The sequence below is a fragment of the Pseudomonas sp. PS1(2021) genome (assembly GCF_020405165.1).
GTDB classification, from domain to species: domain Bacteria; phylum Pseudomonadota; class Gammaproteobacteria; order Pseudomonadales; family Pseudomonadaceae; genus Pseudomonas; species Pseudomonas aeruginosa.
On record NZ_CP084484.1, the window covers coordinates 3,119,299 to 3,140,538 of the forward strand.

General features: G+C 68.2%; 19 protein-coding genes. 12 read left to right on the plus strand and 7 right to left on the minus strand.

The annotated features are described in order from the left end of the window. The first annotated feature begins 46 nt into the window (after positions 1-46). On the plus strand, positions 47-382 hold the full coding sequence (locus LE197_RS14900; protein WP_003100463.1) for a hypothetical protein: 336 nt from the start codon (positions 47-49) through the stop codon (positions 380-382). Here LE197_RS14900 and LE197_RS14905 read toward each other — a convergent pair. Further along, positions 340-951: a tRNA-uridine aminocarboxypropyltransferase gene (locus LE197_RS14905; RefSeq protein ID WP_023109022.1), complete on the minus strand. Its 612-nt coding sequence runs from the start codon at positions 949-951 to the stop codon at positions 340-342. The genes LE197_RS14900 and LE197_RS14905 overlap by 43 nt on opposite strands. Before the next feature lie 293 nt (positions 952-1,244). Here LE197_RS14905 and bdlA point away from each other — a divergent pair, with 293 nt between their 5' ends. Further along, positions 1,245-2,498: a biofilm dispersion protein BdlA gene (gene bdlA / locus LE197_RS14910; RefSeq protein WP_073666562.1), complete on the plus strand. Its 1,254-nt coding sequence runs from the start codon at positions 1,245-1,247 to the stop codon at positions 2,496-2,498. 3 nt (positions 2,499-2,501) lie between these two features. Here the strand turns inward: bdlA and LE197_RS14915 are convergent, their stop codons facing one another. Beyond that, positions 2,502-3,395 carry a LysR family transcriptional regulator gene (locus tag LE197_RS14915; protein ID WP_003087025.1) on the minus strand — a complete coding sequence of 298 codons (894 nt, stop codon included), beginning with the start codon at positions 3,393-3,395 and terminating at the stop codon, positions 2,502-2,504. Positions 3,396-3,602: 207 nt separating this feature from the next. On the opposite strand from LE197_RS14915, the gene speB reads away from it, so the two are divergent. From speB to LE197_RS14950, 7 genes are all read left to right on the plus strand, one after another. Continuing rightward, entirely contained in the window at positions 3,603-4,562 is a 960-nt protein-coding gene (gene speB, locus LE197_RS14920) for an agmatinase (protein ID WP_003087022.1), read from the plus strand. Positions 4,563-4,576: 14 nt separating this feature from the next. Further along, positions 4,577-4,996, plus strand: a complete 420-nt coding sequence (locus LE197_RS14925; RefSeq protein ID WP_003109911.1) for a YybH family protein — start codon at positions 4,577-4,579, stop codon at positions 4,994-4,996. An 18-nt stretch (positions 4,997-5,014) separates the two neighbouring features. Beyond that, entirely contained in the window at positions 5,015-6,526 is a 1,512-nt protein-coding gene (locus LE197_RS14930) for a purine-cytosine permease family protein (protein ID WP_003112429.1), read from the plus strand. Between the two features lie 93 nt (positions 6,527-6,619). Beyond that, a complete protein-coding gene (locus LE197_RS14935; protein ID WP_003100479.1) occupies positions 6,620-8,011 on the plus strand; it encodes a sodium:solute symporter in 1,392 nt (463 codons plus the stop codon). A 75-nt stretch (positions 8,012-8,086) separates the two neighbouring features. Then, on the plus strand, positions 8,087-9,688 hold the full coding sequence (locus LE197_RS14940; protein ID WP_003122953.1) for a 5-guanidino-2-oxopentanoate decarboxylase: 1,602 nt from the start codon (positions 8,087-8,089) through the stop codon (positions 9,686-9,688). A 13-nt stretch (positions 9,689-9,701) separates the two neighbouring features. Further along, a complete protein-coding gene (locus LE197_RS14945) occupies positions 9,702-11,084 on the plus strand; it encodes an FAD-binding oxidoreductase (protein WP_003145164.1) in 1,383 nt (460 codons plus the stop codon). 44 nt (positions 11,085-11,128) lie between these two features. Next, the gene (locus LE197_RS14950) at positions 11,129-11,857 is read left to right on the plus strand and encodes an MBL fold metallo-hydrolase (RefSeq protein ID WP_003118669.1); all 729 of its coding nucleotides are present in this window, start codon (positions 11,129-11,131) and stop codon (positions 11,855-11,857) included. A gap of 59 nt (positions 11,858-11,916) precedes the next feature. On the opposite strand, the gene LE197_RS36875 is transcribed toward LE197_RS14950, so the two are convergent. Beyond that, positions 11,917-12,051, minus strand: coding sequence for a PA1414 family protein (locus LE197_RS36875; protein WP_003087006.1), 135 nt, complete (start codon positions 12,049-12,051; stop codon positions 11,917-11,919). 154 nt (positions 12,052-12,205) lie between these two features. Continuing rightward, the gene (ptrR, locus tag LE197_RS14955; protein ID WP_003082949.1) at positions 12,206-13,078 is read right to left on the minus strand and encodes a putrescine utilization regulator PtrR; all 873 of its coding nucleotides are present in this window, start codon (positions 13,076-13,078) and stop codon (positions 12,206-12,208) included. A gap of 104 nt (positions 13,079-13,182) precedes the next feature. Between ptrR and LE197_RS14960 the strand changes: the two genes are divergently transcribed. Beyond that, positions 13,183-14,376 carry an MFS transporter gene (locus LE197_RS14960; RefSeq protein WP_003105421.1) on the plus strand — a complete coding sequence of 398 codons (1,194 nt, stop codon included), beginning with the start codon at positions 13,183-13,185 and terminating at the stop codon, positions 14,374-14,376. On the opposite strand, the gene LE197_RS14965 is transcribed toward LE197_RS14960, so the two are convergent. From LE197_RS14965 to aphA, 3 genes are all read right to left on the minus strand, one after another. Next, the gene (locus LE197_RS14965; RefSeq protein WP_003145167.1) at positions 14,336-15,247 is read right to left on the minus strand and encodes a DMT family transporter; all 912 of its coding nucleotides are present in this window, start codon (positions 15,245-15,247) and stop codon (positions 14,336-14,338) included. The genes LE197_RS14960 and LE197_RS14965 overlap by 41 nt on opposite strands. A 195-nt stretch (positions 15,248-15,442) precedes the next feature. Further along, a complete protein-coding gene (locus LE197_RS14970; protein WP_003082943.1) occupies positions 15,443-16,534 on the minus strand; it encodes an extracellular solute-binding protein in 1,092 nt (363 codons plus the stop codon). Between the two features lie 10 nt (positions 16,535-16,544). Beyond that, a complete protein-coding gene (gene aphA / locus LE197_RS14975; protein WP_003105417.1) occupies positions 16,545-17,585 on the minus strand; it encodes an acetylpolyamine amidohydrolase AphA in 1,041 nt (346 codons plus the stop codon). Between the two features lie 209 nt (positions 17,586-17,794). Here aphA and LE197_RS14980 point away from each other — a divergent pair, with 209 nt between their 5' ends. Both LE197_RS14980 and LE197_RS14985 read left to right on the plus strand, forming a co-directional pair. Then, the gene (locus LE197_RS14980; protein WP_023109023.1) at positions 17,795-20,218 is read left to right on the plus strand and encodes a DUF3772 domain-containing protein; all 2,424 of its coding nucleotides are present in this window, start codon (positions 17,795-17,797) and stop codon (positions 20,216-20,218) included. 66 nt (positions 20,219-20,284) lie between these two features. Next, on the plus strand, positions 20,285-21,226 hold the full coding sequence (locus LE197_RS14985) for a class I SAM-dependent methyltransferase (RefSeq protein WP_003082935.1): 942 nt from the start codon (positions 20,285-20,287) through the stop codon (positions 21,224-21,226). The last annotated feature ends 14 nt before the right edge of the window (positions 21,227-21,240 follow it).

Sequence of the window (21,240 nt, forward strand, 5' to 3'; positions counted from 1 at the left end):
GCCAATCGGGCATACTTTTCGTTTCCGACAGACACGACCGACCGACATGGCCAGACCGCGCATCTCCGAACTCTTCGAACAGGAACCCTCGCGCTGGGGCGGCCGTGGCGACCCCTACCTCTGGCAGGAAATGGCCGGGCAACTGGCGGACGCGTCCTGGCCGGCTTCCGCAGCGGCCCTGGAACACCTGCTCGGCGAGACCTTCGAGCGCCTCAGCGGCCATCCGCTGGAATACGATGCCTTGATCTACCTCGCGCGCCACGCCCACGGCGGCATGTCCAGCGGCATGGTCAGCCCGGAGTTCTGGCGCGAAACGGCAATCCCGGAACTGCTCGACCGCTATCGGCGGCGGCGCTCCTGGCTGAGATGGTTGCGCCGATAGGTGTCCTCGCCCATCGCCGCGATCTGCCCCTCGATCAGGGCATCGAAGGGTTTCAGCAAGGCTTCGTGGGTACGCGGCGCCTCCAGTTCGTCGAGCGCCGCGGCGATTGCCTCGATGGTCGACAGCGCGCCCTCTCCCGGCGCCTTGCGCAGGCGATAACGCGACGCCATGCCTTCGGCCAGGCTCACCCGCGGCAGGGCCGCCAGGGCCGGGTTCAGGTGCAGCAGCTTGCGCGCCTTGCGCCAGGTGCCGTCCGGCACCACCAACAGGAGGGGCTCGCCGGCGGCCTCGGCGGCCATCGCCGCCAGCGCTCGCGCCTGCTCGCCGGGAAACAGCAGGCAGGCCCGGTAGCCCGGTACCCGCCAGGTCTCCTCGGCGAAACGCTCGCCGACCCGCAATTCCGCATTGCGCAAGCCGAGCACGGCCAACCCTGCGGTATTCAGCGCGTGCCCGACCTCGCTGGGGTGCTGCAGGACCAGCACCCGCGTACGCGACGGCAAGGAGGGAATCAATGCGCAGAGGCAGTGGCTGGCGGGGCGAGCGCAACGCTCGCAGCGGATACGTGACATGGGACGACTCCTGGAAGGGGCCCAGTGTGCCACAGGCGGAGAGGCATTCTCTCGCTCGCAAAAACGTCATATTTCCGACGAATGGCGGTAATTTTCTTCACCCATTAAGAATAACGACGAATTTTTGTCGTTCGATGAAAAAATACAATCGCCCCGCCCTCTCAACTCCCGTCCGTCCGCGCCGAAGACTGGGATGAGCCCCTCTCTATCCAAGGATGTTTCTCATGTTCACTCGCAAGTACCGACAGATGAACGCCGACTTGCAACAGCAACTCGCCGCCGAGCGCCTGCACATGGCAGCGCTGGACCGCTCCATGGCGCGCGTGGAGTTCGACCCCGACGGCAACATCACCGATGCCAATGAGAATTTCCTGACCCTGCTGGGCTACCGCCGCGACGAGATCCTCGGCAAACCGCATCGCCAGCTTTGCGACGGCGCCTACGCGCAATCGGAAGACTACCGGCGCTTCTGGGAACGCCTGCGGCGCGGCGAACACTTTTCCGGCCGCTGCAAACGCCTCACCCGCGAGGGCCGGCCGCTCTGGCTGGAAGCCACCTACAACCCCGTACGCGACGAGCAGGGTCGACTGCTCAAGGTGGTCAAGTACGCCAGCGACATCGATGCCATCGTCCACCAGGAACACGAGATGCAGAGCAAGCTGGATGCCCTGTCCCGCTCGATGGCGATGATCGAGTTCGACCTCGACGGCAATGTCCTCGCGGCCAACGACAACTTCCTCGCCACCATGGGCTATGGCCGAGCCGAGCTGGCCAGCGCCAACCACCGCCAGTTCTGCGAACCAGGCTACCGCGACGGCCCGCAGTACGCCGACCTCTGGCGCCGCCTGAATCGCGGCGAGTACGTCACCGGGCAGTTCCGCCGGGTCCACCGCAACGGCCAGCCGGTCTGGCTGGAAGCCAGCTACAACCCGGTCTACGACGCCGACGGCAAGCTCTACAAGGTGGTCAAGTTCGCCAGCGACGTCAGCGACCGCATGCGCCGCTACCAGGCCGAGGCGGACAACGCCCACCAGGCCCACACCCTGTCCACCGAGACCCGCACCGTCGCCGAACACGGCGCGCTGATCATCCAGAGCGCGGTGGAGGAAATGCTCAAGATCGCGAATACCCTGGATGCTTCCTCGCTGAACATCGGCGAACTGTCGCAGCACTCGCAACAGATCACCTCGATCGTCAACACCATCCGCGAGATCGCCGAGCAGACCAACCTGCTCGCCCTCAATGCCGCCATCGAGGCCGCCCGCGCCGGCGACCAGGGTCGCGGCTTCGCCGTGGTGGCCGACGAGGTGCGGCAACTGGCGGAGCGCACCAGCAAGTCGACCAAGGAGATCGCCGACATGATCGGTCGCATCCAGACCGGTACGCGCAGCGTCATCGACGACATGCAGCACAGCCAGGAACAGGCGCGGCGCGGCGTGGAGCTGGCCAACGAGGCCGGCACGGCGATCCTCGGCATCCGCGAGAGCACGCACAAGGTGGTAGAGGCGGTGCAGCAGTTCTCGCGCACCCTCAACGCCGATCTCTAGGGCTCAGGCCAGGCTCATCTGCGTCCGCAACTGGTCGCGGAAGGCCTGGATCAGCGGCTCGCGCGAGCGGCCGCGGCGGAGGATCAGGGAGAATGGCGCCTGGTAGCCGAAGGTCGCCGGCAGCAAGGCGCGCAGTCGGCCCTGCTCGACCCACGGGTGGGCGTAGTGCTCCGGCAGGTAGCCGATGTAGCCGCCGGACAGGATCAGGATCAGTTGCGCCTCCATGCTCTCCACCGTCCCCGCGCTGTGCTTGAAGCCGTGCCGGGCCAGCTCGGCCTGGCTCCAGTAGCCGCGGCCGACCATGCGTTGCTGGGTGATCAGGTCGGCGGGAATCCTCCGCCCGTCGAACAGCGGATGCCGGTCGCTGCAGTACAGCCAGTGCTGTTCGCGGTACAGCGGCTGGTAGACCAGTCCGTTCATGCGACTGGAAAAGGCGCCGATGGCCAGGTCCTGGCGGTTCTCCAGCACGCTCAGTTGCAGTTCGTAGGGGCTCTGCACCAGCAGGTGCAGGTGCACCGCCGGGTGTTCGCGGCTGAAGGCGCCGATCACCTCGGCCAGCGGCAGCGCCGGGTCGCTCACCGTGGAATCGAGCACACCGAGGTTCAGGGTGCCGCGCAGCTCGCCCTTCAACGCCAGCGCGTAGCGTCCGAAGCCTTCCAGTTCGCCGAGGATGCGCAGGGTCTCCTGGTGGAACAGCTCGCCCTTGCTGGTCAGGCTGAAGCCGCCGCGGCCACGGTGGCAGAGCACGATGCCGAGCTGGTTCTCCAGTTGGCTCATGTAGGTGCTGATCGCCGAGGTCGACAGGTTCAACTCCTGCTGGGCGGCGGCGAAGCCCTGGTGGCGCACCACCGCGGCGAAGATGCGCAACAGGCGCAGGTCGGGCAAGGCGTTGGACACGGCGACTCCGGTTTGCGGGGCGAGGATTTCGGACTGCGGGCCGAGGCAAAGGCCGCCGTCCGGGCTCGGCGGCGAAGTCTAGCCGCTTCGCCATTAGTTTAGAAATCTCTGAACTGATTATTTGTAGCCAGCGATTTGACTCGCTACCGGCTGTGAAGAGAATCCGTCCGACCCCTAAAACAACCACAACGACCGTGAGGCCACCCCGTGGACAAGAATCTCCACCAGCCCCTGGGCGGCAATGAAATGCCCCGCTTCGGCGGCATCGCCACCATGATGCGCCTGCCCCATGTCCAGTCCCCCGCCGAACTCGACGCCCTCGATGCCGCCTTCGTCGGCGTGCCCCTCGACATCGGTACCTCGCTGCGCTCCGGTACCCGCTTCGGCCCCCGCGAGATCCGCGCCGAATCGGTGATGATCCGTCCCTACAACATGGCCACCGGCGCCGCCCCCTTCGACTCGCTGAACGTAGCGGACATCGGCGACGTCGCGATCAACACCTTCAACCTGCTGGAAGCCGTGCGCATCATCGAGCAGGAATACGACCGCATCCTCGGTCACGGCATCCTCCCGCTGACCCTCGGCGGCGACCACACCATCACCCTGCCGATCCTCCGCGCGATCAAGAAGAAGCACGGCAAGGTCGGCCTGGTCCACATCGACGCCCACGCCGACGTCAACGACCACATGTTCGGCGAGAAGATCGCCCACGGCACCACCTTCCGCCGCGCGGTGGAAGAAGACCTGCTGGATTGCGACCGCGTGGTGCAGATCGGCCTGCGCGCCCAGGGCTACACCGCCGAGGACTTCAACTGGAGCCGCAAGCAGGGCTTCCGCGTGGTGCAGGCCGAAGAGTGCTGGCACAAGTCGCTGGAGCCGCTGATGGCCGAGGTCCGCGAGAAGGTCGGCGGCGGCCCCGTCTACCTGAGCTTCGACATCGACGGCATCGATCCGGCCTGGGCGCCCGGCACCGGCACCCCGGAAATCGGCGGCCTGACCACCATCCAGGCGATGGAAATCATCCGTGGCTGCCAGGGCCTGGACCTGGTCGGCTGCGACCTGGTCGAAGTCTCGCCGCCCTACGACACCACCGGCAACACTTCGTTGCTGGGCGCCAACCTGCTCTATGAAATGCTCTGCGTCCTCCCGGGCGTGGTGCGTCGCTGAGCCGTAGCGCGACCATGACCGACGACCGCGTCGAACAGGTGCTGGAGGCCGCCCGCCGACTGGTGGCGGCCTTCGCCCGCAACGATGCCGAGGCCTATTTCGCCGCCTTCAGCGAGGACGCCAGCTTCATCTTCCACAACTGGCCTCAGCCGCTGCGCTCGCGCGCGGCCTACCGCGAGTTGTGGGAGCGCTGGCGACGCGAGGACGGCTTCGAAGTGCTGGCGTGCGAATCCAGCAATACCTGCGTCAGCCTGCAAGGCGACCTGGCGATCTTCAGCCACGACGTCGCCACCCGGCTGCGCCTCCAGGGAACGGAAAGCCTGAACCGGGAACGGGAAACCATCCTGTTCCGCCTAGAACAACAAGAAGGCCGTTGGCTGGCCTGCCATGAGCACTTGTCGGCGATGCCGGAGTACCTGCCATCGACTAGCTAGCTCTCCCGGGAGAACGTCATGGATAACAACAATAACCAACACGCAATCACACGCATCGAAACCTTCGGGGTCGAACAGATTCCCGACCACGAACGCAACGCCACGCCGGTCGATCTGTTCCGCATGATCTTCGGCGGCGCCAATACCTTCGCCACCGCCGTGCTCGGCAGCTTTCCGGTGCTCTTCGGGCTGTCCTTCCAGGCCGGGCTGTGGGCGATCCTGCTGGGCGTCACGCTGGGTGCGCTGATCCTCGCCCCGATGGGCCTGTTCGGCCCGCTCAACGGCACCAACAACGCGGTCTCCTCCGGCGCGCACTTCGGCGTGCACGGGCGCATCGTCGGCTCCTTCCTCTCGCTGCTGACCGCCATCGCCTTCTTCTCGCTCTCGGTATGGAGTTCCGGCGATGCCCTAGTCGGCGGCGCCCGGCGCCTGGTCGGCCTGGAAGAGAGCGAACTGAACCTGGGCCTGGCCTACGGCCTGTTCGCCGTGCTGGTGCTGACCGTATGCATCTACGGCTTCCGCTTCATGCTGCTGGTCAACAGGATCGCCGTGTGGGCCGCCAGCCTGCTGTTCCTGCTCGGCCTGTTCGCCTTCGCCGGCCCCTTCGACGCCGCCTACGCCGGCAGCGTGCAGCTCGGCCAGCCGGGCTTCTGGGCCGCCTTCATCGGCGCCACCCTGCTGGCCATGAGCAACCCGATCTCCTTCGGCGCCTTCCTGGGCGACTGGGCCCGCTACATCCCGCGCCAGACCTCGCAGGCACGGATCATGCTAGCGGTGATCGGCGCGCAGCTGGCGACCCTGGTTCCCTTCCTGTTCGGCCTCGCCACCGCGACCATCGTCGCCGTCCGCGCGCCGGACTACATCGCTGCCAACAACTACGTCGGCGGCCTGCTGGCCATCGCTCCCGGCTGGTTCTTCCTGCCGGTATGCCTGATCGCGGTGATCGGCGGCATGTCCACCGGCACCACTTCGCTGTACGGCACCGGGCTGGACATGTCCAGCGTGTTCCCGCGCCTGCTCTCGCGGGTGCAGGCCACGGTGCTGATCGGGGTCGCCTCGATCGGCTTCATCTTCGTCGGCCGCTTCGCCTTCAACCTGGTGCAGAGCGTCTCTACCTTCGCCGTGCTGATCGTCACCTGCACCACCCCGTGGATGGTGATCATGCTGATCGGCCTGCTGACCCGTCGCGGCTTCTACCGCCCGGACGACCTGCAGGTGTTCACCCGCGGCCAGCGCGGCGGCGCCTACTGGTTCGAGCACGGCTGGAACTGGCGCGGAATGGGTGCCTGGATTCCCAGCGCGGCAGCCGGCCTGGCCTTCGTCAACCTGCCGGGGCAATTCGTCGGTCCGCTCGGCGAACTGGCCGGCGGCATCGACCTCAGCCTGCCGGTCGCCCTCGGCCTGGCCGCCCTGCTCTACCTGGCACTGCTGCGCCTGTTCCCGGAACCGCCTTGCGTCTATGGCCCGCGAGGACCGCGCTGGGTGCGCGCGCACGGCACGCGGAGGGCACCGGCGATAGCCACCGCCTGAGGTGGGGTACACACACGGCGGGACGCCAGCGTCCCGCGCTTCCGGCGCCTCGCCGGATACAACAATGACAATGAGAAACTTGGGAGACCTGATATGGCCCTCGACATATTCGTCGTTCTGATCTACGCCGCGGGCATGATCGCGCTGGGCTGGTACGGCATGCGCCGCGCCAAGACCCGCGACGACTACCTGGTGGCCGGCCGCAACCTCGGCCCCGGCTTCTACCTGGGAACCATGGCCGCCACCGTCCTCGGCGGCGCCTCCACCATCGGCACCGTGCGCCTGGGCTACGTCCATGGCATCTCCGGCTTCTGGCTGTGCGGCGCGATCGGCCTCGGCATCGTCGGCCTCAGCCTGTTCCTGGCCAAGCCGCTGCTGAAGCTGAAGATCTACACCGTCACCCAGGTCCTGGAGCGTCGCTACAACCCCGCCGCGCGCCACGCCAGCGCCCTGATCATGCTGGTCTACGCACTGATGATCGGCGCCACCTCGACCATCGCCATCGGCACCGTCATGCAGGTCCTGTTCGGCCTGCCGTTCTGGGTCTCGATCCTGATCGGTGGCGGCGTCGTGGTGCTCTACTCCACCATCGGCGGCATGTGGTCGCTGACCCTGACCGACATCGTGCAGTTCCTGATCATGACCGTCGGCCTGGTGTTCCTGCTGATGCCGCTGTCGATCAACGACGCCGGCGGCTGGGACGCCCTGGTGGCCAAGCTGCCGGCCAGCTACTTCGACTTCACCGCGATCGGCTGGGACACCATCGTCACCTACTTCCTGATCTACTTCTTCGGCATCTTCATCGGCCAGGACATCTGGCAGCGGGTGTTCACCGCCCGCAGCGAGACCGTGGCCAAGGTCGCCGGCTCCGCCGCCGGTATCTACTGCGTGCTCTACGGCATGGCCGGGGCGCTGATCGGGATGGCCGCCAAGGTCCTGCTGCCGGACCTGGAGAACGTCAACAACGCCTTCGCCAGCGTGGTCGAGCACAGCCTGCCGAACGGCATCCGCGGCCTGGTCATCGCCGCCGCCCTGGCGGCGCTGATGTCCACCGCCAGCGCCGGCCTGCTGGCGGCGTCCACCACCGTCACCCAGGACCTGCTGCCGCGCCTGCGCCGCGGCCGCGGCCAGTCCGACAACGGCGACGTGCACGAGAACCGCATCGCGACCCTGCTGCTGGGCCTGGTAGTGCTCGGCATCGCCCTGGTGGTCAGCGACGTGATCAGCGCCCTGACCGTGGCCTACAACCTGCTGGTAGGCGGCATGCTGATCCCGCTGATCGGCGCGATCTACTGGAAGCGCGCCACCACCGCCGGCGCCATCACCAGCATGACCCTGGGCTTCCTTACCGTGCTGGTGTTCATGATCAAGGACGGCCTCGACGCCAATACGCCGATCTACTACAGCCTGGCGGTCGGCCTGCTCAGCTTCGTCCTGGTCAGCCTGTTCTCGCGGCGCCCGACGGGTGTCGCCAGCGCCGCCTGAACCAGGCACAACCCCGACAGGCGAGGGACTTTCCCTCGCCTTTTCCATTCCCGAGAACATGAAAAAGGAACGGCCATGACCACCTGCGGCGAATTCCTCGTCAAGCAACTCGAAGCCTGGGGCGTCGAGACCGTCTTCGGCATCCCCGGCGTGCATACCGTAGAGCTCTATCGCGGCCTGCCCGGCAGCCGTATCCGCCATGTCACCCCGCGCCACGAGCAGGGCGCCGGCTTCATGGCGGACGGCTACGCACGGGTCACCGGCAAGCCCGGCGTGTGCTTCATCATCACCGGCCCGGGGATGACCAACATCCTCACCGCCATGGCCCAGGCCTACGCCGACTCGATTCCGATGCTGGTGATCTCCAGCGTCAACGAACGCGCGCGCCTGGCCCACGGCAACGGCTACCTGCACGAGCTGCCGAACCAGCGCAACCTGGTAGGCAACGTCTGCGCCTTCAGCCATACCCTGATGAGCGCCGAGGAGCTGCCGGCGGTGCTCGCCCGCGCCTTCGCCGTGTTCGACAGCGAGCGGCCGCGGCCGGTGCACATCGAGCTGCCGCTCGACGTCATCACCGCTCCCGCCGAACACCTGGCCCTGCGCCCACGCACCGTCGCCAGCCGCCCGGCGCCGGCCCTCGCGCCCTTGCGCGAGGCCGCAGCGCGCCTGCGCAACGCGAAGAAGCCACTGCTGCTGCTCGGCGGCGGCTGCGTCGAGGCCGCCGCCGAAGCGCGTGCCCTGGCCGCCGCGCTGGACGCGCCGACCGCCCTGACGATCAACGCCAAGGGCCTGCTACCGGCCGACCACCCGCTGCTGCTGGGCAGCAACCAGTCCTGCGTGCCGGTACGCGAGCTGGCCGCCGAGGCCGACGTGGTGCTGGCCATCGGCACCGAGCTGGGCGAAACCGACTACGACGTGGTGTTCGACGGCGGCTTCGCCCTCGATGGCGAGTTGATCCGCATCGACATCGACCCGCAGCAACTGATGCGCAACTACACGCCGAGCCTGGCCATCCACAGCGACGCCCGGCTGGCCATGCGCGTGCTGCTGGCCGAACTGCCGGGCGGCGAGGCCTCGCCGGACAGCCCCGGGGCCCGGCGCGCCGCCGCCGTGCGCCAGCGCCTGGCCGAAGACTTCGCCGGCTGGTCGCACTATCGCCAGCTGTTCGCCGCGATCCTAGCCGAGTGGCCGGACGCCCGCTTCGTCGGCGACTCGACCCAGACCGTCTACAGCGGCAACCACCTGGTCGATCTCGACGAGCCGCGCCGCTGGTTCAACGCCTCCACCGGCTACGGCACCCTCGGCTATGGCCTGCCCGCCGCCATCGGCGCCAAGCTCGGTGAGCCGGGACGCCCGGTGGTCAGCCTGATGGGCGATGGCGGCCTGCAGTTCACCCTGCCGGAACTGGCCAGCGCGGTGGAAGCCAAGGTCGGCATCGTCGTGCTGCTGTGGAACAACCACGGCTATGGCGAGATCAAGCGCTACATGGAGCGGCGCGAGATCACTCCGCTCGGGGTCGATATCTACACCCCGGACTTCCTCGCCATCGCCCGCGGCTTCGGCTGCGCCGCCGAACGCGCGCGCGATCTCGAGCACCTGCGCGAACTGCTGCGCGGCGCCCCGGCGGACCGTCCGCTGATCGTCGAGGTGCTGCAAGCCGCGCCCTTCCATCCCTGACCCGGAGCCCGCCATGGACGATTCCGAACTCTACCGCTCCCTCTGCGAGATCCTCGGCGCCCGTGGCGTGCGCGACAGTGCCGCGCTCGCCGGGCAGGACCCCGGCTACCATCCGCAGAACCTCGCCGGAAGCTTCCTGGTCCTGCCGGAAAGCACCGACCAGGTCGCCGCCGTGGTGCGTCTGTGCCGCCAGGCGGGACGCGCCCTGGTACCCCAGGGCGGACTCACCGGCCTGGTCGGCGGCGGCGCCGCGCAAGCCGGCGACGTGCTGCTCTCGCTGCGCAGGCTGAACCGCATACATCGGCTGGATGCGGCCAGCCAGACCCTCGACCTCGACGCCGGCGTCACCCTCGAACAGGCTCAGGCGCTGGCCGCCGAGGCCGGACTCGACCCCGGCATCGATCTCGCCGCGCGCGGCAGCGCCAGCGTCGGCGGGCTGGTCGCGACCAACGCCGGCGGCATCCGCGCCTTCCGCTTCGGCACCATGCGCCAGCGCGTGCTCGGCCTGGAAGCGGTACTCGCCGACGGCAGCGTCTACAGCGACCTGCGCGGGCTGCTGAAGAACACCACCGGCTACGACCTCAAGCAGTTGTTCGTCGGCGCCGAAGGCACCCTCGGCATCGTCACCCGTGCGGTACTGCGCCTGGAGCCGTTGCAGCGTCCCGGCGCCACCGCCCTGCTCGGCCTGCCCGACGTCGACGCGGCGATCACCATCGCCGCGCGCCTGCGCCGCGAGCACGCCGAACGCCTGTTCGCCTGCGAGATCCTCTGGCACGACTACCTGCAATGCACCGCCGCACCCATGGGCGACAGCGCGCCGAGCCTGGCGCCCTGCCCTCTCTACCTGCTGGTGGAACTGGCCGAGGACCGCCACCTGGATGCCGGCGAGGCGCTCACCGCCCTGCTGGAAGGCTGCTTCGAGGACGGGCTGGTGGAAGACGCCCTGCTCGCCGCCAACGAAACCCAGCGCCTGGCCATCTGGCGCCTGCGCGAAGACTCCGACGCGGCCATCCACGCCGGCGTCGACAGCCTGTCCTTCGACGTATCGCTGCCGGTGCCAGCCCTGGCCGGCTACGTCGAGCGCATCCGGCGGCGCCTGGACGACCTGGTGAAGGGCATGCGGGTCTTCCTCTTCGGCCATTTCCTCGACGGCAACCTGCACGTCATGCTCGCCGCCGACGTCCCGCTGCTGCCGCTGCACCAGGCGGTGGAGGAAATCCTCTACGGCGAGTTGGGCGAATGCGCTGGCGTGATCTCCGCCGAGCACGGCATCGGCCTGGAGAAGAAGGAAGCCCTGGGACGCTACGCCGATCCGCTGAAGCTCGCGCTGATGGCGCAGATCAAGGAACTGCTCGACCCCAGCGGGCTGTTCAACCCGGGCAAGGTCATACCCTGAACGCCTATCCTCCTGGGATAGCCTTTCCACCGACAGAGACCGCGATGAGAATCGTCAGCCGCGACCGCTGGTTCGAAACCCGGCACTTCTACAACGGTATCAGCCTGATCCACGAGCCCTACGTGCGCCCCTTCTATCGCTGCAACATGTGGCATGTCCAGGGCCGCGAGCGCGACGTGCTGGTGGACAGCGGCTCCGGTCTGGTCAGCCTGCGCGAGCAACTGCCCTGGCTCACCGAACGACCGCTGCTGGCGGTGGCCAGCCACACCCACTTCGACCATATCGCCGGCCACCACGAATTCGCCGAGCGCCTGGCGCATCCGGCCGAGGCGGAGATCCTCGCCGCGCCGGACGGCGACAACACCCTGGCGCGCGCCTATGTCGGCGACGAGATGTTCGAGGCGCATCCGGAGTGCCCGCTGTGCTACGCCGAATACCGGGTGCGAGCAGCGCCGGCGACCCGACTGATCGACGAAGGCGACGTGCTCGATCTCGGCGACCGCGTGCTGCAGGTGCTGCACACGCCCGGGCACTCGCCGGGCGGCATCAGCCTGTGGGAAGCGGCGACACAGACGCTGTTTTCCGGCGACATCGTCTACGACGGTCCGCTGGTCGAGGACGCCTATCATTCCAACCTCGACGACTATGCCTCCAGCCTCGCGCGCCTGCGCGAGCTACCGGTGCGCACCGTGCATGGCGGGCATTTCGCGAGCTTTTCCGGGGAGCGTTTGAGGGAAATGATCGTCGCCTGGTTCAGGAACCACGATCGATAGACCAAAACCGGGACTCTGGCCAGCGCCGCAGGCGGAGGCCAGAGCGTCGGGGAACCGGCTCAGCGACGTTGCCGCGCGGCGAGGCGCCGGCGTTGCTCGTCGTTTTCCACCGGGATGGGTTGCATGCGCGGGGGCTCGATCAGGCCAAGGGCGACACCGAGTTGCCACGCCAGGTTTTGCAGCCAGAGTTTCATGACAGGCCCCTTGTCCAAGGGAAGGAGAATCGGGCGACCTGACAAGTCAGGTCGCCCTAGGAAAGAGTAGACCGGCGTCCCACTCTCCGCACGTTCCACTCCGTCCTTGGAAACAACTTTACTGCGGGAAACCGGCCCCGGACCCTGACCTGAATCAAGCCAACGCCGATTCCCGCCCTTGCAGGAGACCGATCCAGGCCTTCAGGTTGGCGCCGACCATGCCCTTGCGCCAGACCAGCCAGGTATTCGCCCGGGCGAACGGTTCGGCCAGCGCATGCACCGCCACCGACTCCCGCCCCGGCAGGCTTTGCAGCATCGACACCGGCATCAGCGCCACCCCGCCGCCGGCCACCACGCAGGCCAGCATGCTGTGGTAGGACTCGATCTCCATCACCCGGCCCATGCTCACCCGCGCGCTGGCGAACCAGGACTCCAGCAGCAGGCGATAGGAGCAGCGCGGGCGGAAGGCGATCACCGCGCTGCCGGCCACGTCCTCGGGACCGCGCACCGGCGGGTGGCCATTCTCGGTGACCAGCACCATGCGCTCCTCGAACATCGGCAGGCCCTCCAGACCGTCGAAGTCCAGCGGGCCGTCCACCAGCACGGCATCCAGGCGCCCGCCCAGCAGCGACTCGACCAGCTCGCCGCTGGGCGCGGTCTGCAATTGCAGGTTCACCGCCGGATAGCGCCGGTGGTATTCCGCCAGGCGCGGCGGCAGGTGGATCGCCGCGGTGCTGTACATCGAGCCGAGGGCGAAGTCGCCCACCGGTTCGCCCCCCTGCACCGCCGCGCGCGCCTCCTCTTGCAGGGCGAACAGCCGCGCGGCGTAGTCCAGCAGGACCTTGCCGGCCGGCGACAGTTGCAGGCGCTGGCGTTCGCGGAGGAACAGGTCGACGCCAAGCTGTTCCTCCAGTTGCCGCAGGCGCGTCGACAGGTTCGACGGCACCCGGTGCAGGCGCTCGGCGGCGCGGGCGATGGAGCCTTCCTCGGCGACCGCCTGGAAGATCCTCAACTGGCCGAACTCCACGGTTAATTCTCCAAAACAGAACAAGTAATTCACAATTATTCATTTTTACAGAATTTCCGCAAGACCTAACCTGCTGCCATTCATCCCCCGGCAGGAATCCGCACATGTCCCGTGATTTTCTTCGTTCGCCGCTGGTCGGCCTGCTCGCCTGCCTGCTGGCGCTGGTGGTCGCCATGGGGGTCGGACGCTTCTCCCTGACCCCGCAACTGCCGCACCTGATCCGCGAAGGCCAGCTCGACCTGACCGGCGCCGGCCTGCTGGCCGCCGCCAACTACCTCGGCTACCTGGTCGGCGCGCTGGACGCGCTGTTCGCCCGCGAAGCGCGGCAGGCGCGCTTGCGCCTGCTGGTCGGGCTATGGGCCTGCTTCGGCCTGACCCTGGCCTCGGTCTGGGCCGAGGGCTTCTGGCCGCACGCGCTGCTGCGCTTCGGTCTTGGCGTGGCCAGCGCCTGGGTACTGATCATGGTCACCGCCCTCAGCCAGCGCCTCGCCGCGGAAAGCGGTCGGGCCCGGCTGGGCGCGCTGGTGTTCGCCGGCCCCGGCATCGGGGTGATGGTCACCGGCCTGCTGGCGGCATTGGGCAACGCCCTGGGCCAGGACTCGGTGTTCATCTGGAAGCTCTTCGCCGACCTCGCGCTGGTCCTGATCCTCATGCTCCTGCCGCTGCTGCCGCGCCCGGCCGCACGCAGCGCCGGCCACGACGCGCCTGCCACGGCAAGCGAGAACGCCGGCCTCGGCCGCCTGACCTGGGCCTACGGACTGGTCGGCCTCGGCTACATCATCCCGGCCACCTTTCTCTCGCAGATGGCCGCGGCGCGTTTCCACGGGCAATGGCAGGCCGACCTGTTCTGGCCCTGCTTCGGCCTGGCCTCGGCCACCGGGGTGGTGCTGATCAGCCTGCGCCGGCAGCGCCCGGACGGCACCCGCCGCTGGCTGGTCGGCGCGCTCTGGCTACAGGCCCTCGGCGTGCTCGCCTGCCTGCTGCCGGGGATCGGCGGACTGGCCCTGGGGGTGGTGCTGACCGGCCTGCCGTTCCTCGCCGGCATGCAACTGGTGATGCAATACGCCCGCGAACTGGCGCCGCATACGCCGCAGCGCAACGCCGGCCAACTGACCACCGGTTTCGCCCTCGGCCAGTTGCTCGGCCCGCTGCTGGCGGCGCTCAGCACGCATTTCGCCGGCGGCCTGCAACCGGCGCTGGCGCTCGCCGGGCTCGGCCTGGTCTTCGCCGGCCTGCTGTTGCGCCGGCCGCACTCGCTCAGCGTCGCAGCAGGCGTCGCAGCCACTGCTCGCCGCTGACCAGGGTGATGCCGGCGAGGACCAGCGCCGCGCCGGCGACGAAGTTCAGGCTGAGCGGCTCGCCCAGCAGCAATACACCGAAGGTGACGCCGAACAGGGGGGTCATGAAGGAGAAGATCGCCAGGTTGTTCGCCAGGTAGCGACGCAGTAGCCAGAACCAGCAGAAGTAGCTGGCGAACGACACCACCACGCCCTGGAACAGCACGCTGGCGGTGCTCACCGGGGTCCAGCGGACCTCGCCGAACTGGCCGCTGAAAAGAGCGATCAGCAATAACCCGGCGCATGCCACGAACAATTGGTAGAACAGCGTCAGGCTTGGCGGTGCCTCGGACAGCCGGGTGCCGCGCACTGCCACCGTGGTCGCGCCCCAGGACATCCCGGCGAGCAGGCCGAAAGCGTCGCCGAGCAGCATCCGCCCATCCATTTCCGCCCACGACAGGCCTCCGCCGAAGGCCACCGCTATGCCGCCGAAGCACACCGCCACGCCCAGCCACTGCAAGGGCCGCAGGCGTTCGCTGGGAAGCAGGAAGTGCAGCCCGAGGGCAGAGAAGATCGGCGCGGTATAGAGGAACACCGACATGTGCGAAGCCGTGGTGTATTGCAGGCCGAGGGCGATGAACAGGAACTCCAGGGCGAACAGCGTGCCGGTCAGCAGGCCGGCGCCCAGGGTACCCTGGCGCAAGCCCTCCCAGCCGCCGCGCCAGCACATCAGCAGGCCGACCAGGGCGGCGGCGATGCCGGAACGGATGGCCGCCTGCATCACCGGCGCGATGTCCGCCGCCGCCCACTTGATGGTCACCTGCTGGATGCCCCAGATCACGCAGAGCAACAGCATGGTCTGGAAGGCGAAGGCATCGGCGGACTTACGCATGGCGGACTCACAGGCAGGCATGGAAGGAAGCGGCCGCCAGCGGCGACCGTCGGGCAGCGCCATTATGGACAAGCCGGCGCGCCCGGTCGAAGCCTGGAAGCGACCTCCAGCGGGCCGTGGGCGGCGGTTCCGGCCTGCTTGCCTGGCCTGGGGGACGCTATGCGTCCTGCGAACCCGCCATCTGGCCGCGGCCGCTCACTTGCCGGTCTTGATCTTGCTCCAGGTCCGCGTGCGCAGCCGCTCCAGCTTCGGCGGCAGCATTTCCACCGAATACAGCCTGGCCTGCACTTCTTCCGGCGGGTAGACGTTCGGGTTGTCGCGCAACTCCGCCGAGATCAGGCCGTCCGCCGCCTTGTTCGGGTTGGCGTAGGCCACGTAGTCGGAGATCGGCGCCACTACCTCCGGGCGCAGCAGGTAGTCGAGGAAGGCGTGCGCCTGCTCGACGTTCTTCGCGTCGCGCGGAATCGCCAGCACGTCGAACCAGGCCGCGGCGCCCTCCTTCGGGATGCGGTACTCGATGCGTATGCCGTTCTTCGCTTCCCTGGCCCGGTTGGCCGCCTGCATCGCTCCGCCGGACCAGGCGATGGCCACGCAGACGTTGCCGTTGGCCAGGTCGCTGACGAACTTCGAGGAACTGAAGTAGGTGATGTACGGGCGCAGCTTCGCCAGGTGCTCCTCGGCTCGGCGGTAGTCTTCCGGCTGGTGGCTGTTGGGCGACAGGCCGAGATAGTGCAGCACCTCGGGGATCACCTCGGTGGGCGAGTCGAGGAAGGCCACGCCGCACTGTTGCAGCTTCGCCAGGTTCTCCGGCTTGAACACCAGGTCCCAGGAGTCCAGCGGCGCATCGTCGCCGAGCACCGCGCGGACCTTGTCGAGGTTGTAGGCGATGCCGTTGGTGCCCCACATGTAGGGCATCACGTAGCGGTTGCCGGGGTCCTTGCCGGCAAGCACCTTGAGCAGGGCCGGGTTGAGGTTCTTCCAGTTCGGCAGCTTGCTCTTGTCCAGCGGCTGGAACACTTCGGCCTTCAGGTAGTTGGGCAGGAAGCTGTCGCTGGGCACCACCAGGTCGTAGCCGGAATGCCCAGACAGCAGCTTGGCCTCGAGCACCTCGTTGCTGTCGTAGACGTCGTACTTCGGCGCGATGCCGGTCTGCGCCTGGAAGTTCTTCAGGGTGTCCGGGGCGATGTAGTCGAACCAGTTGTAGATCCGTACTTCCGGCGCGGCCTGGACCAGCCCGGCGGAAACGGCCAGCGCGAGGCCGGCCAGCAGCTTGCGAGTCGATTGCATGCTTCGCTCCTCAGCGGGCCGCGCCTTCGTAGCCCTGCAGCACGTTGACCGCGTTGATGCCGATGGCTTCCACCGCATAGCCGCCTTCCATGATGAACAGGGTCGGCAGGCCCAGCCGGGCGATGCGCTCGCCCATCCGCAGGTAGTCCGGCGAATCCAGCCTGAACTGGGAGATCGGGTCTTCCTTGTAGGTGTCCACGCCGAGGGAAATCACCAGGGCATCCGGGGCGTAGCCGGCGATCCGCACGCAGGCGTCGTCGAGCGCCGCCGACCAGAGGTCCCAGCCGCTGCCGTGGGCCAGCGGATAGTTGTGGTTGCAGCCCTCGCCGGCGCCTTCGCCGCGCTCGTCGGCGTAGCCGAGGAAGTACGGGTATTCGACCCGCGGATCGCCATGGATCGAGGCGAACAGCACGTCGTCGCGGCGGTAGAAGATATCCTGGGTGCCGTTGCCATGGTGGTAGTCGACATCGAGGATCGCCACGCGCCGGGCGCCCTGGTCGAGGAACGCCTGGGTGGCGATGGCGGCATTGTTGAGGAAGCAGTAGCCGCCCATGAAGTCGCCACCGGCGTGATGGCCCGGCGGACGGCAGAGAGCGAAGGCGCTGCGGGCGCCCTGGCGCATATGCTCCTGGGCGGTCAGCGCGACCTGGGCGGAGCTGTAGATGGCCTGCCAGGTGCCGGCGGTGATCGGCGCCTCGGTGTCGAAGCTGTAGTAGCCCAGCTCGCCCATCAGCGCCGTGGGGATCGGCCCGTCGCGGCGCAGGCGGCGGCCGGGGAAGGTGGTGGACACCAGGTCGCCGCTGTGGCCTTCGGCGGTCCAGCGGGCCCAGGCGCCCTGGAGGAAGTCCAGGTAGGCGGCGTCGTGGATGCGCAGCAGCGGCTCGCGGCCGAAATCCTTCGGCGCGATCACCTCGCCAAGGTTCTGCGACTTCACCCGGGCCAGCACGGTGTCGGCCCGGCTGGGCATTTCGAAACAGGGTTGCAGCTTGCCGTCGACCAGTTCCGACTGGCCGAAGTGCAGACGATGATCGTCGCTGTAGACGCTCAGCATGGAGAGACCTCGCAGGTTTCTTGTTCTTGGTGGAGGGATTCTGCCCAGCGCGCGGTCGCGGCAAAACGGCGGCGGCGGCCAAAAAGGGATCGATATGGCCAGAATCCATGTCCCTTTAGCGCCGCCTGGCGATTATCGACGCGGGGAATTACTCGGCGCCCGCACCGGTCCATACTGCTTGAGCCAGTCAGGATCGAAAGGGGGATTCGATGAGGCGCGCCAGCCTGCATATGTTGCTCTGCCAGTTCGCCATGGCCCTGGGCCTGCTCCTGAGCCTGGGCAGCGAGGCCTGGGCCGCCAGGCCGGCTCCGCAGGCGGCCGTCGACCTGGAAGCGCCGGCCGCCCTGGCCGAGGACGCCAGCCTCGACCAGCTCAACGCGCAACTCGACCTGATCCGCCAGCGCGTCACCGCCGACGCCAGCGACGACCTCCTCGCCGAGTTGCGCCAGAGCGCGCTGCAAGTCCAGCGCCAGGCCGACGCCCTGCTCGCGCTGCGGGTGGCCGACATCGAGCGGCTCGACGATCAGTTGAAAGTGATCGGCCCGCCGCAGCCCGACGAGGCGGAAAGCCTCGCCGCCCAGCGCCAGGCCCTGACCCGGCAGAAGAACGCCCTGCTCGACGACGAACGCCAGGCCACCCAGCTCGGCCAGTCGTCCCGCGACCTGGCAGCACAGATCGTCAACCTGCGCCGCAGCCTGTTCAACTCGCAGATCAGCAGCCGCGCGGCGACACCGTTCAGCCCGAGCTTCTGGTCGACCCTGATCCGTCCCACCGACGACGACCTGCGCCGGCTGGACAAGCTGAAGGCGGAGGCCCTGGTCGCCTTCGACAGCGCCATCGCGCCCGGACACCGCTGGGCCTTCGCCGGAACCCTGCTGGCCACCGTGCTGGTCTGGAGCTTCGGCCGCCGCCTGCTGGAGCGCATGCTTACCTGGGCGATGATCCGCTGGCTGCCGGAAGGCCGCCTGCGGCGCAGCGCCCTGGCCCTGGCGGTCGGGCTGGCGACCATCCTGACCATCGTCGGCGCGGTGTCGCTGATGCGCTGGGGCCTGGAAAGCAACGCCAGCCTGAGCCCCGACATGGCCAGCCTGACCGATCAACTGGTGAGCCTGGCGACCTTCTGCGCCTTCATCGCCGGCCTCGGCCGCGCCCTGCTGATGCTGCCGCGACCATCCTGGCGGCTGCCGGCGATCCCGGACAGGATCGCCAGCGCCCTCGGCCCGTTCCCGGCGATCCTCGCGGTGGCGCTGATGCTGGTGGCCACCGAGGAACGGATCAACAGCGTCACCGGCACCAGCCTGGCCCTGACCGTCGCCCTCAACGGCCTGACCGCGCTGGTCACCGCGCTGATCTTCGCCACCGCCCTGCTGCGCTACCACCATGTGCGGCGCAAGCACGACCTGGAGCGGCCAGGCGGGATCGCCGGGCTGATCCCCTTCGTCGCCTCGGTATGGATCGCGGCGATCCTCCTCGCCCTGTTCACCGGCTACCTCTCGCTGGCCTACTTCCTCACCGGCAAGCTGCTGTGGATCAGCGTGATCGCGGCCACCACCTACCTGCTGATCGCTTTCTTCGGCGACATCTGCGAAACCCTGCTCTCGCCCAAGCATCCCAGCGGCCTGGCGCTGGCCAATGCGCTCGGCCTGTCGCCGCGCCACCAGGCCCAGGCCAGCACGGTGCTGGCCGGGGTCGGCCGCACCCTGCTGCTGCTCACCGCGCTGCTGCTGGCCTTCCTTCCGGTCGGCTCGAGCCCCAGCGAACTGCTGCAGGGCTTCGCCCAACTGGGCGAAAGCAGCAAGACCCTGGGCAACCTGAACATCGTCCCGCAGGACATCCTGGTCGCCCTGCTGCTGTTCGTCGGCGGCCTGTTCGCCCTGCGCATCGTCAAGCGCTGGCTGAGCGAGCGGTTGCTGCCGGAAACCAACATGGACGCCGGCATGCGCGCCTCGCTGGTGACCCTGGTCGGCTACCTCGGCTTCGTGCTCCTGGCGATGCTGGTGATGTCCACCCTGCGCATCAACCTGACCAGCCTGACCTGGGTGGTCAGCGCCCTCTCGGTAGGCATCGGCTTCGGCCTGCAGGCCATCGTGCAGAACTTCATTTCCGGCCTGATCCTGCTGACCGAGCGGCCGGTGAAGGTCGGCGACTGGGTCAGCCTGGGCGGGGTGGAGGGCGATATCCGGCGGATCAACGTGCGCGCCACCGAGATCCAGATGGGCGACCGCTCCACGGTGATCGTGCCGAACTCGCAGTTCATCTCCCAGACCGTGCGCAACGTGACCATGGGCAATGCCCTCGGGGTGGTCGGGGTGAACCTGACCCTGCCGCTGGACACCGACGCGATGAAGGTCCGCGAACTGCTCCTGCAGGCCTTCGCCGAACACCCGGCGATCCTCGACGCACCGGCGCCCTCGGTGACGTTCAAGGATCTCGCCAGCAACGGCCTGGTGCTCAACGCCAGCGGCTTCGTCAACAGCCCGCGTTCGGTGGCCGGCGCGCGCAGCGACCTGCTCTTCACCATCCTCGACCGCTTGCGCAGCGAAGGCATCGCGCTGTCCTCGCCGCAGAGCCTGCTGATGATCCAGGATGGCGGCCCGGCCAGCGCCGCGCCTGCGCCCGCGACGCCCGATTGAAGCGAAGGGGCGGACTGGCCGTCACGCAACGGGTAGAATCCGCCCCTTTTTCAACGCCGAACCGCCATGAATCGCGAAGCCCTCGATACCCTCCTCCAGCACCTGCTCGCCGCGCTGTCCCCGGCGCCGGCGGAGACCCGCCGTCTGTTCCATGGTCGCGGCCGCTGCTGGCCGGGCCTGGAACAATTGACCGCGGACTGGCTGCAGGGCGTCCTGCTGGTGACTCTGTTCAAGGAGCCGCAGCCGGAGGAACTGCAGGCCTTGCGCCGGACCCTGGGGCAACTGACCACGGCGCCGGCCTGGGCTGCGAGCCAGGGCCGACACCTGGTCCTGCAGCACCGCTACCGCCCAGACAGCGCCTGCGAATGGCTGTCGGGCGAGCCGCTGGAAACCTGGGACATCGTGGAAAACGGACTGCGCTTCCGCCTCGACCTGGGACGCAACCAGAACACCGGGCTATTCCTCGACATGCGCCTGGGCCGCCGCTGGGTGCAGGAGCAGGCCGCCGGCCGCCGCGTGCTCAACCTGTTCGCCTACACCTGCGGCTTCTCAGTGGCGGCCATTGCCGGCGGCGCCAGCCAGGTGGTCAACCTGGACATGGCCCGCGGCCCGCTCAACCGCGGCCGCGACAATCACCGCCTGAACGGCCACGACCTCGGCCGGGTGAGCTTCCTCGGCCACGAACTGTTCAAGTCCTGGGGCAAGCTGCGCAAGCTCGGCCCGTACGACCTGGTGATCGTCGATCCGCCGAGCTTCCAGAAGGGCAGCTTCGTCCTGACCCAGGACTACCGCAGGATCCTCCGCCGCCTGCCGGAACTGCTGGTGCCCGGCGGCACCCTGCTGGCCTGTATCAACGACCCGGCCATCGGCCCCGACTTCCTCCTCGAGGAAACCGCCCGCGAGGCGCCGTCGCTGCACTTCGTCGAACGCCTGGAGAATCCGCCGGAGTTCCCCGATGTCGACCCCGCGGCGGGCCTCAAGGCGCTGCTGTTCCGCAACGCAGGCTGATCGACGCGCGGGCG